The 18,384-nt window shown below is 65.5% G+C and carries 11 protein-coding genes and 1 tRNA gene; 9 read left to right on the top strand and 3 right to left on the bottom strand.

What is annotated here, in order from left to right:
* Positions 1-54 precede the first annotated feature (54 nt).
* Both AC5Y6Y_RS21990 and AC5Y6Y_RS21995 read right to left on the bottom strand, forming a co-directional pair.
* Positions 55-1,449 (bottom strand): flavin-containing monooxygenase, encoded by a 1,395-nt coding sequence (locus AC5Y6Y_RS21990; protein ID WP_499930298.1) that lies wholly within the window; start codon positions 1,447-1,449, stop codon positions 55-57.
* A 537-nt stretch (positions 1,450-1,986) separates the two neighbouring features.
* Positions 1,987-2,060: transfer RNA gene (locus tag AC5Y6Y_RS21995), tRNA-Arg, on the bottom strand.
* 187 nt (positions 2,061-2,247) lie between these two features.
* Between AC5Y6Y_RS21995 and lipQ the strand changes: the two genes are divergently transcribed.
* The 4 genes from lipQ (at position 2,248) to AC5Y6Y_RS22015 (ending at position 9,276) form a co-directional block, all read left to right on the top strand.
* Complete coding sequence (gene lipQ / locus AC5Y6Y_RS22000) at positions 2,248-3,507, top strand: esterase LipQ (protein WP_463824950.1); 1,260 nt, start codon at positions 2,248-2,250, stop codon at positions 3,505-3,507.
* 152 nt (positions 3,508-3,659) lie between these two features.
* Positions 3,660-5,114, top strand: a complete 1,455-nt coding sequence (locus tag AC5Y6Y_RS22005; RefSeq protein WP_499930299.1) for a WS/DGAT/MGAT family O-acyltransferase — start codon at positions 3,660-3,662, stop codon at positions 5,112-5,114.
* Positions 5,111-6,856, top strand: coding sequence for an HAD-IB family hydrolase (locus AC5Y6Y_RS22010; protein WP_499930300.1), 1,746 nt, complete (start codon positions 5,111-5,113; stop codon positions 6,854-6,856). Before AC5Y6Y_RS22005 ends, AC5Y6Y_RS22010 begins: the two co-directional genes overlap by 4 nt.
* An 8-nt stretch (positions 6,857-6,864) precedes the next feature.
* A complete protein-coding gene (locus tag AC5Y6Y_RS22015; RefSeq protein WP_499930301.1) occupies positions 6,865-9,276 on the top strand; it encodes a glycerol-3-phosphate 1-O-acyltransferase in 2,412 nt (803 codons plus the stop codon).
* On the opposite strand, the gene AC5Y6Y_RS22020 is transcribed toward AC5Y6Y_RS22015, so the two are convergent.
* Positions 9,224-9,964, bottom strand: a complete 741-nt coding sequence (locus AC5Y6Y_RS22020) for a hypothetical protein (protein WP_499930302.1) — start codon at positions 9,962-9,964, stop codon at positions 9,224-9,226. The two genes, AC5Y6Y_RS22015 and AC5Y6Y_RS22020, sit on opposite strands and share 53 nt — an antisense overlap.
* Before the next feature lie 191 nt (positions 9,965-10,155).
* Here AC5Y6Y_RS22020 and AC5Y6Y_RS22025 point away from each other — a divergent pair, with 191 nt between their 5' ends.
* The 5 genes from AC5Y6Y_RS22025 to AC5Y6Y_RS22045 all read left to right on the top strand — a co-directional run bounded on the left by AC5Y6Y_RS22025 (position 10,156) and on the right by AC5Y6Y_RS22045 (position 18,383).
* Positions 10,156-10,656, top strand: coding sequence for a single-stranded DNA-binding protein (locus AC5Y6Y_RS22025; protein WP_499925887.1), 501 nt, complete (start codon positions 10,156-10,158; stop codon positions 10,654-10,656).
* Positions 10,657-10,735: 79 nt separating this feature from the next.
* Positions 10,736-12,412: an energy-dependent translational throttle protein EttA gene (ettA, locus tag AC5Y6Y_RS22030; RefSeq protein WP_499930303.1), complete on the top strand. Its 1,677-nt coding sequence runs from the start codon at positions 10,736-10,738 to the stop codon at positions 12,410-12,412.
* A 51-nt stretch (positions 12,413-12,463) separates the two neighbouring features.
* Positions 12,464-17,302, top strand: a complete 4,839-nt coding sequence (locus tag AC5Y6Y_RS22035) for an NAD-glutamate dehydrogenase (RefSeq protein ID WP_499930304.1) — start codon at positions 12,464-12,466, stop codon at positions 17,300-17,302.
* Entirely contained in the window at positions 17,299-17,715 is a 417-nt protein-coding gene (locus AC5Y6Y_RS22040) for an acyl-CoA thioesterase (protein WP_463824878.1), read from the top strand. The genes AC5Y6Y_RS22035 and AC5Y6Y_RS22040 overlap by 4 nt, the downstream gene beginning before the upstream one ends.
* Positions 17,716-17,720: 5 nt before the next feature.
* Complete coding sequence (locus AC5Y6Y_RS22045; protein ID WP_463824949.1) at positions 17,721-18,383, top strand: DUF8010 domain-containing protein; 663 nt, start codon at positions 17,721-17,723, stop codon at positions 18,381-18,383.
* The last annotated feature ends 1 nt before the right edge of the window (position 18,384 follow it).

Consider the following 18,384-nt stretch of genomic DNA (forward strand, 5'->3'; position numbering starts at 1 on the left):
ATTTTACCGGAATACGACGAGTCGTGCCGACGCGAAAATTAAATTCCGGATCTGTCAGGCGAAACTCAGCTTGCGCGGCTCGAACCGATAGCGAAACAGGTTGTCGACCGTAGGCAATTCCCAACTGCCGTAAAGCCGGGGCAACGCCGACAGGTCCCGCATCAGGTAGTTGGGCGTGATCGACGGTGTGTACTCGACCTCTTTGCGTTCGATGCTGACTTCACGCAACCCGTGCGACGCCATGTAATTGATGATCTTCATGGCGAATCTGGTGGATGCCTCGGAACGTTGCGTCCAAGCGGAATGCCACACTCCGACGGGCTGGAAATAATTCGGCACCCCACCCATCATGATGCCTTTGTAGAAGTTGATTCCTGCCGTATCGACTTCGGCCCCGTCCACGCAGAGCCGGAATTTGAAGAAGTCCAGCTCGAATCCGGTCGCCAGGATGCACACGTCACATTCCAGTTCCTCGCCGCCGACCAGGACAATGGAACGGGAAGTGAAGCGCTCGATGGCGCCGGTCTTCATTCGCACGTCACCGCGGCGCACCGCGTCCTTGAAACCGATTGCCACTGGAATCCGCTGCTCCCACGGCGAGTAGGACGGGGAGAAGTGTTCCTTGAGGTCCGCGCTGCTCACCGCCCGTCGCCAGTGTTGGCGGAAAAACCACCGCGCAACCCGGGGAAATTTACGGAACCCGACGAAAATTGCGTCGTCGCGTGCCTGCAGGTAAGTGCGCAGCATCATCATCGGCAGCTTATGGCCGCGGTTGTGCAAAGACTGGCACAGTCGCATGAACACGGTGGCGCGATTGTCGATCTCGTAGATATAGGACGGGGAACGTTGCAGCATGGTCATCGATCCCGAAACTCGTCCCAGTTCGGGCGCCGCACACACTGCGGTGGAGCCGCTGCCGACCAGCACCACCTGTTGGCCGGGAAATGTGCGCGCCGCATCCAGGTCGAACGAATGAATGATTTCACCGGCGAAGGTCTCGGCGCCTGGAAACACCGGAATGTGCGGCAGGGAGAAATAACCGTTGCCGTTGATCACGAATTGCGAACGAAAACTGCCGCGCGTGGTGTGCACGTCCCAACACTGCGTGCCCGAGTCGTAGTTCGCGGCGATGACCCGGGTACCGAAACGAATGTGCTCCAAAATCGAGAACTCCTCGGCGACCGACCGCAGATACCGCTGGATATCCTCGCGGTCCACCAGACATCGTTCCGACGTGTACGGCTTGAAGCTGTAGGAATACTTGACGAAATCCGAGTCGCACCGCGCGCCGTGCCAGCGCTGCGTGTGCCAGATGCCCCCGACGTCGTCATCGGCCTCCAGCACGACGTAGTCGAAGCCGTTACGGGCCAGGTAGTACCCGGCGCTGATCCCGGTGATCCCGGCGCCGATCACGACGACCGTGGTCTCCTGCGTAGGCGTCGCGCTCATAGGGGCCTTCCCGGAGTCGACAATGTAGGCGCCGCGCCCATGTACAGCGACCCGCCGCGCAGTGATGACCCGGGCGGGGCGCATTCCAAACATCGAAGCCGCAGCGTAGCCGCTGACTAGAGGGAAAGAACTGCCCGCACATTTCCGCGGGCTCGGCTGATGTATCCAGCACTGCCCACCGTTGGCTTCGCAAGTGCTCGATCACGATGCGCTTTGGCCGTCGCTGCCGTTGTCACTGGAATAGAAGGTGCCGAAGCCGCCCTGGCCACCCATCCCGCCGACCGCGCCGCCGTTGCCACCATTGTTGTCGAATACCGGGTTGCCGGCGCCACCTGCCGGTATCAGGCCCGGCGACCCATTGCCGGAGCGGTTGTAGGCGCCGCCGCCGCCACCGCCGCCGACACCGGCCGCGCCCGTTGCGCCGGCCCCCTCCGATCCGCCGGAGTGCCCGGGCCCGCGGTGCCCGCGCCGACTCCGGCGCTATCACCGTTGCCGCAGAAATGTCAGCCACCGACCGAGGTGATACACCTATCGACGCGCCCCCGGCACGACTCGAACGTGCGACCTAGGGATTAGAAGGCCCTTGCTCTATCCACCTGAGCTACGGAGGCAATGCGCAGGTCAGTCTATCCAACCGCGAAATATCAAGCGGCACAGCCGACACAACACCCGCGAAAGATGTTTAAGTCAGCTACGAATGGGTTATTGTGTGAGCCTCGACACACGTACAACATCGGCCGGTAATCGGCCGTTAACCGCAATGAGGCGTGTGCCTGACGTCGAGGGGTGGACTTCGTTATGTGCTTGTCCAGTGTGGCTACGCGGTGCTCGCGGGTCGGTGCTGAGGCGCGACGGCAAGGCGCGCAGCTGGCTGCTGACGCCAAGACGACCTATCGGGCCAGTTCGCTCCTCCTGCGCGGATCACCGTTCGCCGTCGGGTGGGTGGCGGGCTGGGTGGCCACCGAGTTCCCGCCGCACGTCGTCACCGGGCACGCATTGACCCGGATCGCTCCGCCGTCGATCAACCGGGTGGGTGCCAACTGGGCGGCGCAGCGCGCCGGCGAGGCGTTGAACGCCGCGCTCGAGCACGCCTTCGGACCCGAATTCCGCGACCTCGTCTCGCACCCGACCACCAACCGCTCGGTGCTGCCCCGGCGCGGCTTGCTGCCCAAGCCCAAGCCCGGCCCACACCGGCGTTACGCGGCCAAGACCTCCAACATCTCCTACGGTCCGGGCGGCAACGAGCATCTGCTGGACATCTGGCGTCGGCCCGACCTGGCGCCCGGTCACCGCGCCCCGGTGCTGATTCAGGTTCCCGGCGGCGCATGGAGCCTCAACGGCAAGCGTCCGCAGGCCTACACGCTGATGAGCCGGATGGTCGAACTCGGCTGGATCTGCGTGTCGATCAACTACAGCAAGAGCCCGCGCGCCAAGTTCCCCGCCCACATCGTCGACGTCAAACGCGCCATCGCCTGGGTGCGAGAGAACATCGGCGATTACGGCGGCGACTCCGACTTCATTGCGATCACCGGCGGCTCAGCAGGCGGCCACCTGGCCTCGCTGGCCGCGCTGACCCCGAACGACCCCACGTTCCAGCCGGGCTTCGAACGCGCCGACACCACGGTTCAGGCTGTCGCCCCCTATTACGGCGTCTACGACTTCACCGACTTCGACAACATGCACGAAATGATGTTGCCGTTCCTCGAGCAGTTCGTGATGAAGGCCCGCTTCGACAAGCACCCGGAACGCTACGTCGCCGCCTCGCCCATTTCTTACGTGCACAGCGAGGCCCCGCCGTTCTTCGTGCTGCACGGGGACAAGGATGAGCTGGTGCCCAGCGGCCAGGCCCGGGCGTTCTGCGCCGCACTGCGTCAGGCCGGGGCGGAGACGGTGACGTATGCCGAATTGGCGAACGCGCACCACGCATTCGACATCACCCCGACGGTCCGCTCCCGGCTGGCCGCTGATGCCGTCGCCGACTTCCTGGGCGTCGTCTACGGGCGACGGGACAGCGCGTCGCTGGGTTCGCTGGCGCTGGTGGCCAATTCGGCCAGTTGACCGGCATCCGCGCGATACCTGAGCCGATCCTCACCTTTCACCACCGCCGCAACGCGACTAGCGTTGTGTTGGCATTTCGATGGCGGGGTTCAAGCAGGAGGTTCGATCAGCGGTGAGGTGTCGAGTTGCCCGGCTCGCCAAGGGACGTGACCGTGGCTGAGTCCGGCGGGCCCGTCGGGTTGTCGGACGAGTTGGGACCGGTCGACTATCTGATGCACCGGGGCGAGGCGAATCCGCGAACGCGCTCGGGAATCATGGCGCTGGAACTGCTGGATACGACTCCCGACTGGGATCGATTCCGGTCCCGTTTCGAGAATGCGTCCCGAAAAGTGTTGCGGCTGCGGCAGAAAGTCGTGGTGCCGACGCTCCCGACGGCTTCGCCGCGCTGGGTGGTCGATCCCGATTTCAACCTGGATTTCCATGTGCGTCGCATGCGGGTGGCCGAACCCGGCACGCTGCGCGAGGTTCTTGATCTCGCCGAAGTGATGTTGCAGTCGCCGTTGGACATCTCGCGACCGCTGTGGACGGCCACCCTGGTCGAGGGTCTGGCCGATGGCACGGCCGCCACTCTGCTGCACCTGAGTCACGCGGTCACCGACGGGGTGGGCAGCGTGGAGATGTTCGCCGAGATCTACGACTTGGAGCGCGACCCACCGCCCAGGCCGATGCCCCCGCAGCCGGTTCCGGAGGATCTCACCCCCAACGACCTGATGCGCCAAGGCATCAACCACCTGCCCCTCGCCATCGTTGGCGGTGCGCTGGGCGCGCTGACCGGTGCGGTGTCGGCGGCCGGACGCGCGGTGCTGGATCCGGTGTCGACGGTGTCGGGTGTCGTCGGCTACGCCGTGTCGGGAGCGCGGGTGCTGAACCGGGCCGCCGAGCCTTCGCCGCTGCTGCGGCGGCGCAGCCTGACCACCCGCACCGAGGCGATCGACATCCGACTCGCCGATCTGCACAAGGCCGCCAAAGCCGCCGGCGGGTCCATCAACGACGCGTACCTCGCCGGCCTGTGCGGTGCGCTGGGGCGTTACCACGAAGCTCTCGGAGTGCCGATCAAAACCCTGCCGATGGCGGTGCCGGTGAACCTGCGGTCCGACGGCGACGCGGCGGGTGGGAACAACTTCACCGGCGTCAACCTGGCGGCGCCGGTCGGCACGGTCGACCCGGTGGCGCGGATCAAGAAGATCCGCGCGCAGATGACCCAGCGCCGCGACGAACCCGCTATGAACATCGTCGGATCCATCGCGCCGGTCCTCAGTGTGCTGCCCACCGCGGTGCTCGAAGGGATCACCGGCTCGGTGATCGGGTCCGACGTGCAGGCCAGCAATGTCCCGGTGTACCCGGGGGACACATTCATCGCCGGGGCAAAAGTGTTGCGGCAGTACGGCATCGGGCCGCTGCCCGGTGTGGCGATGATGGTGGTGCTGATCTCGCGCGGCGGCTGGTGCACCATCACCGTGCGCTACGACCGAGCTTCGGTGCGAAAGGACGAGTTGTTCGCGCAGTGCCTGCTGGACGGATTCGACGAGATCTTGGCGCTCGCCGGTGATCCGCCGCCGCGTGCGGTGGCGGCGTCCTTCGAGTCTGAGCAGGCGGTGTCGTCGTGAGCGCAGCGGACGAAAACGACGCGGGGCGGTCCAAGGACCTGAGGCTGCCCGGTTCGGTCGCCGAGATCATGGCCAGTCCGCCGGGCCCGAAAGTCGGCGCGTTCTTCGACCTGGATGGAACGTTGGTGGCCGGGTTCACCGCCGTCATCCTCACCCAGGAACGGTTACGCCGCCGCGACATGGGGGTTGGTGAGCTGCTCAGCATGGTGCAGGGGGCGCTGAATCACTCGCTGGGCCGCATCGAGTTCGAGGAACTCATCAGCCGGGCGTCCATGGCGCTGGCCGGACGGGTCCTGACCGATCTGGATGAAATCGGGGAACGGCTGTTCAACCAGCGGATCGAATCGCGGATCTACCCCGAGATGCGGGAATTGGTGCGCGCCCACGTGGCCCGCGGGCACACCGTGGTGCTCAGTTCGTCGGCGCTGACCATTCAGGTCAACCCGGTCGCCCGGTTCCTGGGCATTTCCAACACCCTCACCAACAAGTTCGAGACCAACGAGGACGGGATCCTCACCGGTGGTGTGGTGAAGCCGATCCTGTGGGGGCCGGGCAAAGCCGCTGCGGTGCAACGGTTTGCCGCTGAGCACGACATCGACCTGAAGGACAGTTACTTCTACGCCGACGGTGACGAGGACGTCGCCCTGATGTATCTCGTCGGCAACCCGCGCCCGACGAATCCCGAAGGCAAGATGGCCGCCGTCGCCAACCGTCGCGGTTGGCCGATCCTCAAATTCGACAGCCGGGGCGGGGTAGGGCTGCGCCGGCAGATCCGTACCCTGGCCGGGTTCGGTTCGATGTTGCCCATCGCCGCCGGCGCGGTCGGGGTCGGGCTCTTGACCCGCAACCGGCGGCGGGGGGTGAATTTCTTCACGTCCAACTTCTCCCAGACGGTGCTGACTGCCGCTGGAGTGCACCTGAATGTCATCGGCAGGGAGAATCTCACCGCGCAGCGTCCAGCGGTGTTTATCTTCAACCACCGCAACCAAGTTGATCCGATCATCGGTGGCGCGCTGATCCGCGACAACTGGGTTGCCGTGGCCAAGAAAGAACTCGAAAAAGACCCGATCATGGGCACGCTGGGCAAGGTGCTGGAGGGGGTGTTCATCGACCGCGACGACTCGGCCGCAGCCGTGGAGACACTGCACACCGTTGAGGAACGCGCCAAGAACGGACTGTCCATTTTGATGGCGCCGGAAGGTACCCGGCTCGACACCACCGAAGTCGGCCCGTTCAAGAAAGGGCCGTTCCGGATCGCGATGACGGTCGGGATACCAATCGTCCCGATTGTGATCCGTAACGCGGAGATCGTCGCATCCCGCAATTCGTCCACCATCAACCCTGGCACGGTCGATGTCGCAGTCTTCCCGCCGATTTCGGTCGATGATTGGACGCTGGACAACCTGCCCGAACGGATTGCCGAAATTCGCCAGCTCTACCTCGACACGCTGTCGAATTGGCCGATCGACGAGCTGCCCGAGCCCGCGCTGTACAAACCGCGGAAACCCGCGAAGAAAGCGCCGCCGAAGAAGGCTGCTGCCAAGAAGGCCCCTGCTAAGAAGGTTGCCGCCAAGAAGGCCCCGGCCAAGACGACGAAAAGGGCTGCCGCGAAGAAGGCGCCCGCCAAAAAGGCGCCGACCAAACTGCCAGCCACCCCGAAGGCAACGCCGAACATCACCCCGCACGAATCAACCGTCGAACCCAAAGATGTTGAGGCGCACCAGCCCAACGCGGATCAGTGAGGACGGCCGTGACGAAGCCGGCCGCCGACACCAGCGCAGACCTGACTGCCGAAGACGCGCTGGTACTCGCGTCGATGGACACAGCGGTCGAGGTGAAGCTGGTCACCGATTGGTTGGGCGCGCAGCGGGACCGCTGCCCGCAGACATCCTTGGATGTGGTGCAGCTGCCGTCGGAGGACGCGCCGCCGGAGGCATTGACCGCGCTGATCGAGCAGCTCGAGTCGGGGGGCGACCGGTCGATCGTGCCGGTACGGGTCTTCTGGCTGCCGCCCGCCGACCGCGGCAAGGTGGCCAAAGTGGCCGCGCTGCTCCCAGGCCGGGATCCCTATCACCCCAGTCAACGTCAGCAGCGACGCATACTGCGCACCGAGCCGTGGCGCGCACGAGTGGTGGCCGGCGAGTCGGCCAGGGTGTCCGAGCTGCGCCAGCAGTGGCACGAAACAACCGTCGCTGAGAGCCCCCGAGAATTCGCGCAGTTCGTCACGCGGCGCGCATTGCTGGCGCTGGCCCGCGCGGAGTACCGGATCCTGGGACCGCAATACAAGTCACCTCGACTGGTCAAGCCGGAAATGTTGGCCTCAGCGCGCTTTCGCGCCGGACTCGATGCGATCCCCGGCGCCACCGTCGAGGAAGCCGGCAAAATGCTCGACGAATTGGCGACGGGATGGAGCCAGGCCTCGGTAGACGTGATCTCGGTCCTCGGCAAGTTGCTCAGCCGCGGCTTCGATCCGGAATTCGACTACGACGAGTATGAAGTCGCGGCCATGCGGACCGCGCTGGAAGCCCATCCCGCGGTGCTGCTGTTCTCGCATCGTTCCTACATCGACGGCGCGGTGGTACCGGTTGCGATGCAGGACAACCGATTACCCCCGGTCCATATGTTCGGTGGCATCAACCTGTCTTTCGGAGTGATGGGACCGTTGATGCGGCGGTCGGGGACCATCTTCATCCGGCGCAACATCGGCGACAACAAGCTCTACAAGTATGTGCTCAAGGAATACGTGGGTTACATCGTCGAAAAGCGGTTCAACCTCAGCTGGTCCATCGAGGGCACCCGGTCGCGTACCGGGAAGATGTTGCCGCCCAAGCTCGGGCTGATGAGTTATGTCGCCGATGCCTACCTCGACGGTCGCAGTGAAGACATTCTGCTGCAGGGTGTTTCGATCTGTTTCGACCAGTTGCACGAGATCGCCGAATACGCGGCCTACGCCCAAGGTGCGGAGAAGACACCCGAAGGTTTCAGCTGGCTCTACAACTTCATCAAAGCCCAGGGCGAACGCAACTACGGCAAGATCTACGTGCGTTTCCCCGAAGCGGTGTCGATGCGCCAGTATCTCGGCGAACCGCACGGTCCGCTGGCCCACGATGATGCCGCCAAAAGGCTTGCGCTGCAGAAGATGTCATTCGAGGTGGCATGGCGCATTCTGCAGTCCACACCGGTGACGGCGACCGGGCTGGTTTCGGCGTTGCTGCTGACGACTCGCGGTACAGCGCTGACCCTCGATCAGTTGCACCACACATTGCAGGATTCGTTGGACTACCTGGACCGCAAGCAGACGCCGGTGTCCACCAGTGCGCTGCGGTTGCGTTCCCGTGAGGGAGTGCGGGCAGCCGTGGACGCATTGTCCAACGGGCACCCGGTGACTCGCGTCGACAGCGGGCGGGAACCGGTGTGGTACATCGCTCCTGAGGACGAGCACGCCGGGGCGTTCTATCGCAACTCGGTGATTCACGCATTCTTGGAGACATCGATCGTCGAACTGGCGCTGGCGCACGCCCGGCACACTGAGGGCGACCGGGTCGAGGCGTTCTGGGCGCAGGCGATGCGGCTGCGGGATCTGCTGAAATTCGACTTCTACTTCGCCGACTCGGCGTCCTTCCGCGCCAACATCGCCGAAGAGATTGCCTGGCACCAAGATTGGGAAGCGCACGTGGCGGCCGGTGGCGAGCAGATCGAAAAGATTCTGTACGCCAAGCGCCCGTTGATGTCCGAAGCGATGTTGCGGGTGTTCTTCGAGGCCTACGAGATTGTCGCCGATGTGCTGCGCGATGCCCCGGCAGACATCGGCCGGGAGGAACTGACCGACCTGGCACTTGGCGTGGGCCGGCAGTACGTCGCACAGGGACGGGTTCGCAGCAGCGAGTCGGTGTCGACGCTGTTGTTCGACACCGCCCGACAGGTGGCCGCCGACCAGGATCTGATCGCGCGGGGTCCGGACCTTGCTGAGCGCCGCGAGACGTTCCGGCGCGAGCTGCGAAATATTTTGCGGGACTTCACCTACGTGGGGCAGATCGCGCGCAACCGGTTCGCCGAGCGGGAGTTTCAGGCGCGCCAACAACGCATCGCAAAACACCGGGAGGTTGGTGTCACCGGCGTGGCCAAACTTGCTGGGGCGGATCCGTCGTCCCCGTCGGATTGAGGGCGTCGCTGTCCGCGGTGATGCCGACGCTCACGCTGACGCGTGCCGTTTCCAGACCGGGGGCGGCCACGATTTCCTCAACACAGGCCGCCGAGGCGCCCAGATAGGTGCTGTCCAGGTCGATTTCGGTAATCACACACCAGGCCTGGTCATCGGGCCACCACAGGTTGGGGGAGAGGTGCCGAAAACCCGGCGCTGCCACCGACTGCGCGGCGGCGGTGATCGGACCGCAGGCAAGGTGATAGCTGCGGGCGGGTAACTCGAAGGTCGGCCGACCGTGAAACGCCCGGTCAAGGTCACTGCGACCGTGCCATACCGCGAACCAGCACTTGTCGGCCGTCGTCGTGTGCCGCGCCAGGATCCGCGACAGCGGCCCGGCGATCTCAGGCCGCAGGGTCCCCACCGCCGGTGCTTCCTCGAACACTCCGGGTAGCGACGCGCGATAGGCGGGGTCGTAACGCGACGCGTAACCGGTCAGCGCGGTGAACTGCATCCGGGGGTGGGCAACCTTGTTGTTGGCGTGCGCGACCTCCGCCCAGCGCACCTGTTCCGAGCCGTCAAATGCTGGGTGGAACACCCGGGCGAAGGCCGCGAAGGTAGCCGGCAGCAGCGACCCCACGTTGTGGGCGAAGCTTCGGACGCTCTCGGTTAGCCAGCGTGCTGGCCACATGTCATCAACGACGTTCATTGCCCCCACCGCCGCCACGTCGTCCACGGTAATCGCGCCGCATCGACCTATCCACAGTCGCGGGGTTTTCCACAGGGTGCCACCCTGGCAGCGATCACCGGCTCGGGGTGTCGGTGACTCGGCGCTCAATGGGTTCCAGACAAGCACGCGACCGGGGAAGGACCCCCGGCGAATCGGAAGGAATCAGCGCAATGTTCGAAACATCCCTCACCGTCGTCGGTCACATCGTCAACGACCTGCAGCGCCGCAAGGTCGGCGAGCAGGACCTGATCAAGTTCCGGGTAGCCAGCAACTCGCGGCGGCGCACCAGTGACGGTGGGTGGGAGTCGGGCAACTCCCTGTTCATCACCGTCAACTGCTGGGGCCGGCTGGTCGCGGGTGTGGGCGCCACCCTCGGTAAGGGCTCTCCGGTGATCGTCGTGGGCCACGTCTACACCAGCGAATATGACGATAAGGACGGCAACCGTCGCTCCTCGGTCGAGATGCGCGCGACGGCGGTGGGACCGGACCTGTCCCGGTTGCGGGTCGAGACCCCGGGCCGCACCGGGGAGGACGCCGCGACCACCGCGGCAACCGGCCTACCGGACGCCGCCGCAACCGACGGCGAACTCGTCGGGACGGATGAATCCGCTCTGGATCTGACCGTCGGTGCCGATGCGGCGGGACGCCGGGCGCTGCCACTGTCGGCCTAGCGGACCGCGGTGGTGCATAGGATGGTCCGCGGATATTTCACAGCGAGCTTCTTGAAGACCAGAAAGGCAACACCGCGGCATGGCTGAGTTCATCTACACGATGAAGAAGGTCCGCAAGGCGCACGGCGACAAGGTGATCCTCGACGACGTCACGTTGAGCTTCTATCCCGGCGCCAAGATCGGCGTCGTCGGCCCCAACGGGGCCGGAAAGTCGAGCGTCTTGCGGATCATGGCCGGGTTGGACAAGCCGAACAACGGTGACGCCTTCCTGACCAACAACGCAACGGTGGGCATCCTGTTGCAGGAACCACCGCTCAACGAGGAGAAAACCGTTCGGGGCAATGTCGAAGAGGGCCTGGGTGAGATCAAGGTCAAGCTCGACCGCTTCAACGAGGTGGCCGAGCTGATGGCCACCGACTACACCGATGAGCTGATGGAGGAGATGGGCCGGCTGCAGGAGGACTTGGATCACGCCGACGCGTGGGACCTGGATTCTCAGTTGGAGCAGGCTATGGACGCGTTGCGCTGCCCGCCGCCGGACGAACCGGTCACCAACCTCTCCGGCGGTGAACGGCGCCGCGTCGCACTGTGCAAGCTGCTGCTATCCAAACCGGATCTGCTGCTGCTCGACGAACCGACCAACCACCTGGACGCCGAAAGCGTGCAGTGGCTCGAACAGCACCTAGCCAGCTATGCGGGGGCGATCCTGGCGGTCACCCACGACCGCTACTTCCTCGACAATGTCGCGGAATGGATTTTGGAGCTCGACCGCGGCCGCGCCTACCCCTACGAAGGCAACTATTCGACCTATCTGGAGAAGAAGGCCGAGCGGATCGCAGTGCAGGGGCGCAAAGACGCCAAGCTGCAAAAACGGCTGCAAGAGGAACTGGCCTGGGTCCGATCCGGCGCTAAAGCGCGTCAGGCCAAGAGCAAGGCCCGACTGCAGCGCTACGAGGAGATGGCTGCCGAGGCGGAGAAGACCCGCAAGCTCGACTTCGAGGAGATCCAGATCCCCGTCGGACCCCGCCTGGGCTCGGTGGTGGTCGAGGTCGACCACCTCGACAAGGGCTTCGAAGGCCGCACTTTGATCAAGGACCTGTCCTTCACGCTGCCCCGGAACGGCATCGTCGGTGTCATCGGACCCAACGGGGTCGGTAAGACGACGCTGTTCAAGACGATCGTCGGGCTCGAGGAGCCGGACAGCGGCACGGTGAAGGTCGGCGACACCGTCAAGCTGAGCTACGTCGACCAGAGCCGGGCCGGCATCGATCCCAAGAAGACGGTGTGGCAAACCGTCTCCGACGGCCTGGACTACATCGAAGTAGGCCAGACCGAGGTACCGTCGCGGGCCTACGTGTCGGCGTTCGGGTTCAAAGGTCCCGACCAGCAAAAACCCGCAGGCGTGCTGTCCGGCGGGGAACGCAACCGGCTGAACCTCGCGCTGACCCTCAAACAGGGCGGCAATCTGATCCTGCTCGACGAACCGACCAACGACCTGGACGTCGAAACGCTGAGCTCACTGGAAAATGCGCTGGTGAACTTCCCCGGCTGCGCAGTGGTGATTTCCCACGACCGCTGGTTCCTCGACCGCACCTGCACCCACATCCTGGCGTGGGAGGGCGACAACGACAACGAGGCCAAATGGTTCTGGTTCGAGGGCAACTTCGGCGCCTACGAGGAGAACAAGGTCGAACGCCTCGGTGCCGATGCGGCGCGTCCGCACAGAGTGACCCATCGCAGGCTTACACGGGACTAGTGTCAGCTCTGCCAACCCAGTTGGGTCCGTCACGAGTGGGGAGCAATCGGAATGACGATCGATCCCGGAGCCAAGGAGGACGTCGCGGCGTGGACCTCATTCACGCAGGACGCAGACATCCCTGACTGGATAGTCAAGGCCTACACCGACAGCTACCGGGGATCGCAGGAAGACGGATCTCAACCCGGGTCGGCGCCCGCGCTGGCGGTGACACCGGCACTGCTGGCTGCCCATTACCGGCTCGGTCGTCTCCGCCCGCCGGGGGAAAGCCGGGTCGCCGTCTACCCCGTGGATGACTCGGGCGGCTTCGGTCCGGCGCTGCAGGTGGTCACCGAGCACGGCAGCATGCTGATGGACTCGGTGACGGTGCTGCTGCACCGGCTAGGCGTGTTCTACACGGCGATCATGACCCCAGTGTTCGAGGTGCAGCGCAGCCCGACCGGAGAACTGCTCGGTATCCAGGCGAAGTCGCAGGACAAATCGCCCTACGTCGGCGAGGCCTGGATCCACGTGCAACTCTCGTCGTCCGTCGACCGCAAAGCTCTCGCCGAAGTGGAACGGCTGCTGCCGAAGGTGCTCGCCGATGTGCAGCGGGTCGCCACCGATGCGACGGCGATGATCGCGACGCTGAGCGAGCTGGCCACGACCGTCGACGAGGACCCCGAAGGGCACTATGCGGCGCCCGACCGCCACGAGGTCGCCGAATTGCTGCGCTGGCTGGACGACGGCAACTTCCTGCTGTTGGGCTACCAGCCGTGCCGGGTGCAGGACGGTCTGGTCATCGGCGACGGCTCCAGCGGGTTGGGCGTGTTGCGCGCCCGCAGCGGCACCCGGCCGCGCCTCACCGACGACGACAAGCTGCTCGTGCTGGCGCAGGCTTCGGTCGGCAGCTACCTGCGGTACGGCGCCTACCCGTACGCGATCGCCGTCCGCGAAAACGTCGACGACGGCGCGATCGAGCACCGCTTCGTCGGGTTGTTCACGGTGGCCGCCATGAACGCCGACGTCCTGGAGATCCCGATGATCTCGCATCGGGTCCGCGACGCGCTCACCCTGGCCGGCAGCGACCCGAGCCACCCGGGCCAGTTGCTGCTCGACGTCATCCAGACCGTTCCGCGGCCCGAGTTGTTCACCCTGAGCGCCCACCGGTTGCTCACCATGGCCAAAGCCGTCGTCGACATGGGGTCGCAACGGCGTGCCCTGCTGTTCCTGCGCGCGGACCGGCTACAGTTCTTCGTCTCGTGCCTGGTCTACGTGCCGCGCGACCGCTACACCACGCCGGTGCGGCTGCAGATTGAGGACATCCTGGTCCGCGAATTCGGCGGTACCCGACTGGAATTCACCGCCCGGGTCAGTGAATCGCCCTGGGCGCTCATGCATTTCATGGTGCGGCTGCCACAGGGTGACGCCGACGGCGGTCTCGCGCCGGTCGACGTCTCCGAAGCCAACCGCACCCGAATCCAGGCGCTGCTCAGCGAGGCCGCCCGAACCTGGTCGGACCGTCTGATCGCTGCGGCGGCCGCGCTGCCGGAGAGCGCCGTCGAATCCGCCGATGCCGAGCATTACGCCGCGGCCTTCTCTGAGGCCTACAAGCAGGCCGTCACCCCGGCCCAGGCCATCGACGACATCGCGGTCATCAACGAACTGGCCGATGACACAGTCAAGTTGGTCTTCGCCGACGGCGACGAACAGGGACTGGCCCAACTGACCTGGTTCCTGGGCGGGCGCAGCGCCTCGCTAAGTCAATTGCTGCCGATGTTGCAGAGCATGGGTGTGGTGGTGCTCGAAGAACGGCCGTTCACCGTGACCCGGCGCGACGGGCTGCCGGTGTGGATCTATCAGTTCAAGATCTCGCCGCACCCCACCATCCGGCCGGCTTCCAGTGCGGCCGAGCGCGAAGCGACCGCCCGACGGTTCGCCGACGCGGTCACCGCAATCTGGCACGGGCGCGTTGAGATCGACCGGTTCAACGAACTGGTCATGCGTGCCGGACTGACCTGGCAGCAGGTTGTACTGCTGCGCGCCTACGCCAAGTACCTGCGGCAGGCGAACTTTCCCTACAGCCAGTCCTACATCGAATCGGTCCTGAACGAACACGCATCTACCGCAACGTCTCTGGTGGCGTTGTTCGAGGCGCTCTTCGACCCGTCGCCGGCATCGCCGTCGGGCCGGGACGCACAGACCGCGGCCGCCGCCGTCGCCGCGGACATCGACGCACTGGTGAGCCTGGACACCGACCGCATCCTGCGCGCGTTCGCCTCGCTGGTGCAGGCCACGCTGCGCACCAATTACTTTGTGACGCGCGAAGGTTCGGCGCGCAGCCGGAACGTGTTGGCGCTCAAGCTCGATGCTCAGCTGCTCGACGAACTCCCGCTGCCGCGACCGAAATACGAGATCTTCGTCTACTCGCCCCGTGTCGAAGGCGTGCATCTGCGGTTCGGCCCGGTCGCGCGCGGCGGGCTGCGCTGGTCGGACCGTCGCGACGACTTCCGCACCGAGATCCTCGGCCTGGTCAAGGCACAAGCAGTGAAAAACGCCGTCATCGTGCCGGTCGGGGCGAAAGGCGGGTTCGTGCTCAAGCGGGCACCGTTGCCCACCGGGGACGCTGCCGCCGACCGCGACGCCACCCGCGCCGAGGGTGTGGCCTGCTACCAGCTGTTCATCTCCGGGCTGCTCGACGTCACCGACAACGTGGACCAGCTGACCGGTGCGGTGAACCCCCCGGCCGAAGTGGTCCGCCGCGACGGCGACGACGCCTACCTCGTGGTGGCCGCCGACAAGGGCACCGCCACCTTCTCCGACATCGCCAACGACGTCGCCAAGTCCTACGGATTCTGGCTCGGTGACGCGTTCGCCTCGGGCGGATCGGTCGGCTACGACCACAAGGCGATGGGCATCACCGCCCGCGGCGCCTGGGAAGCCGTCAAGCGCCACTTCCGGGAAATCGGGGTAGACACCCAGACCCAGGACTTCACCGTCGTCGGGGTCGGCGACATGAGTGGCGATGTGTTCGGCAACGGCATGCTGCTGAGCAAGCACATCAGGCTGATCGCCGCCTTCGATCACCGGCACGTGTTCTTGGACCCCGACCCCGACGCCGCGACGTCGTGGGCCGAGCGCGCCAGGATGTTCGACCTGCCCCGGTCCAGCTGGGAGGACTACGACGTCTCGCTGATCAGCGAGGGCGGCGGCGTGTACAGCCGCGATCAGAAGGCGATCCCGGTCAGCGCCCAGGTGCGCGCGGCGCTCGGCATCGAGGGCGAGGTCGCCGAGATGTCGCCCCCCAATTTGATCCGGGCGATTCTGCAGGCGCCGGTCGACCTGCTGTTCAACGGCGGTATCGGCACCTACATCAAGGCCGAATCGGAATCCGACGCCGACGTTGGTGACCGCGCCAACGACCCGGTGCGCGTCAATGCCAACCAGGTGCGCGCCAAGGTGGTCGGCGAGGGTGGCAACCTCGGGGTGACGGCGTTGGGCCGCGTCGAGTTCGACCTCTCGGGTGGTCGCATCAACACCGATGCGATGGACAACTCCGCCGGCGTCGACTGCTCCGACCATGAGGTCAATATCAAGATCCTGATCGACTCGCTGGTCACCGCGGGCAAGGTCAAACCCGAGGAGCGCACCGCGCTGCTGGAATCGATGACCGACGAGGTCGCCCGCCTGGTTCTCACCGACAACGAGGACCAGAACGATCTGATGGGCACCAGCAGGGCCAACGCGGCCAGCCTGTTGCCGGTGCACGCCGACCAGATCAAGTACTTGGTAGCCGAACGCGGTGTGAACCGGGAACTGGAAGCGCTGCCGTCGGAGAAAGAGATCCTACGGCGCGCGGAGGCCCACATCGGTCTGACCTCGCCCGAACTCGCGACGTTGATGGCGCACGTCAAGCTCGCGCTCAAGGAGCAGGTGCTGAAAACCGAGCTGCCGGACCAGGATGTGTTCGCCTCGCGGCTGCCGCAGTACTTCCCGAAGCCGCTGCGGGACCGGTTCACTCCGGAAATCCGCACGCACCAACTGCGCCGCGAGATCGTGACCACGATGCTGATCAACGACCTGGTGGACACCGCGGGCATCACGTATGCGTTCCGGATCACCGAGGACGTGGGTGTCGGTCCGCTCGACGCGGTGCGCACCTACGCAGCCACCGACGCCATCTTCGGCGTGGGCCACGTGTGGCGGCGGATCCGCGCGGCCAACCTGCCCGTCGCACTGTCCGACCGCCTCACCCTGGACACCCGGCGGCTTATCGACCGGGCCGGACGTTGGTTGCTCAACTACCGGCCGCAGCCGCTAGCCGTCGGGGCCGAGATCAACCGTTTCGCCGCCAAGGTGAAGGCGCTGACACCGCGCATGTCGGAGTGGTTGCGCGGCGACGACAAGGCCATCGTCGAGAAGGAAGCGGCGGAATTCACCGCGCTCGGCGCACCACCGGACCTGGCCTACCGGGTCGCGGTCGGCCTGTACCGCTACAGCCTGCTCGACATCATCGACATCGCCGATATCACCGAGATCGAGACCGCCGACGTCGCCGACACCTATTTCGCATTGATGGACCACCTGGGCACCGACTCACTGCTGACCGCGGTTTCCGAGCTGGAGCGCAACGATCGCTGGCACTCCTTGGCGCGCTTGGCGATTCGCGACGACATCTACGCCTCGTTGCGGTCGCTGTGTTTCGACGTGCTGGCAGTGGGGGAGCCCGGGGAGAGCGGTGAAGAGAAGATCGCCGAGTGGGAGCACATCAGCGCCTCGCGGGTGGATCGGGCGCGGCGGACGCTCGACGAGATTCAGCAGAGCGGTGCCAAGGATCTTGCGACGCTGTCGGTGGCGGCCCGTCAGATCCGGCGCATGACACGGACCAGCGGACGGGGATCGTCAGGGTGAGCATCGGATACGTCGCGCCGGTACCGGTGCGGTGGTCGGACATCGACATGTACCAGCATGTCAACCACGCCACCATGGTCACGATTCTCGAAGAGTCGCGGGTGCCGTTCCTGCGTGAGCCGTTCGGCGCCGACATCACCACCATCGGTCTGCTGATCGCTGACGTGCGGGTTACCTACAAAGATCAATTGCGGCTGGTGGATTCGCCGCTGCAGGTCACCATCTGGACCAAGCGGCTGCGCGCGGTGGACTTCACCCTGGGCTACGAGGTTCGTTCGGTCAATGCCGACCCGGAATCCAAACCCGCCGTGATCGCCGAGTCGCAACTCGCCGCAGTGCACATCGAGGAGCAGCGCCTGGTGCGCCTGACACCTCACCATCGGGAGTATCTGCAGCGGTGGCTCAGGGACTAGAAGGCGTGCGCGAGCGGGGGCTGTGGCTTGACCCGGACGGGTTGGCCGCCCACCGCGCGGATCTGGCCACCTTTGTCGATCATGCACTGCGCCTGGACGACGCCGCGGTCATCCGCATCCGTGCCCGCTCGCCGGGACTGCTGACGGCTTGGGTGGCAACGGGTTTCGATGTGCTGGCCAGCCGGGTGGTAGCCGGCAGGGTACGTCCCGACGACATGTCTGTCGGCGCTGACGCGCTGGCGCGCGGTCTGGCCAATGTGGACGCGACGGGCTTCGTGGACCCCGGCTTCGCGATGGACTCCGCCTGGCGCGGGGGGTTACCGCCGGAGTCAGGCTTCACCCACCTCGAGGACATACCGGCGCGCGTCGTGGTGGACCTGGCGCGCGACGGTGCCCAACTGGCCCGGGAGCAGGGTAGTGCCCACGGCCCCCCGGTGTCGCTGCTCGACCAGGAAGTCATCGAAGTCAGCTCCGGCGATGTCGTCGTCGGACTGCCGATGCGCAGCGTATTCGCTTTGACTGCGATGGGTTTCGTGGCCCAGTCGGCCGAAACGATCGACGCCGGCGAGATGATCCGGGTCCGGGTGTCGCCGTCGTGGCTGCGGATCGACGCGCGGTTCGGTTCGGTCTACCGGCGGCGCGCCCATGCCGCGCTGATGCTGAACTGAC

Source organism: Mycobacterium sp. NGS24, assembly GCF_059813065.1.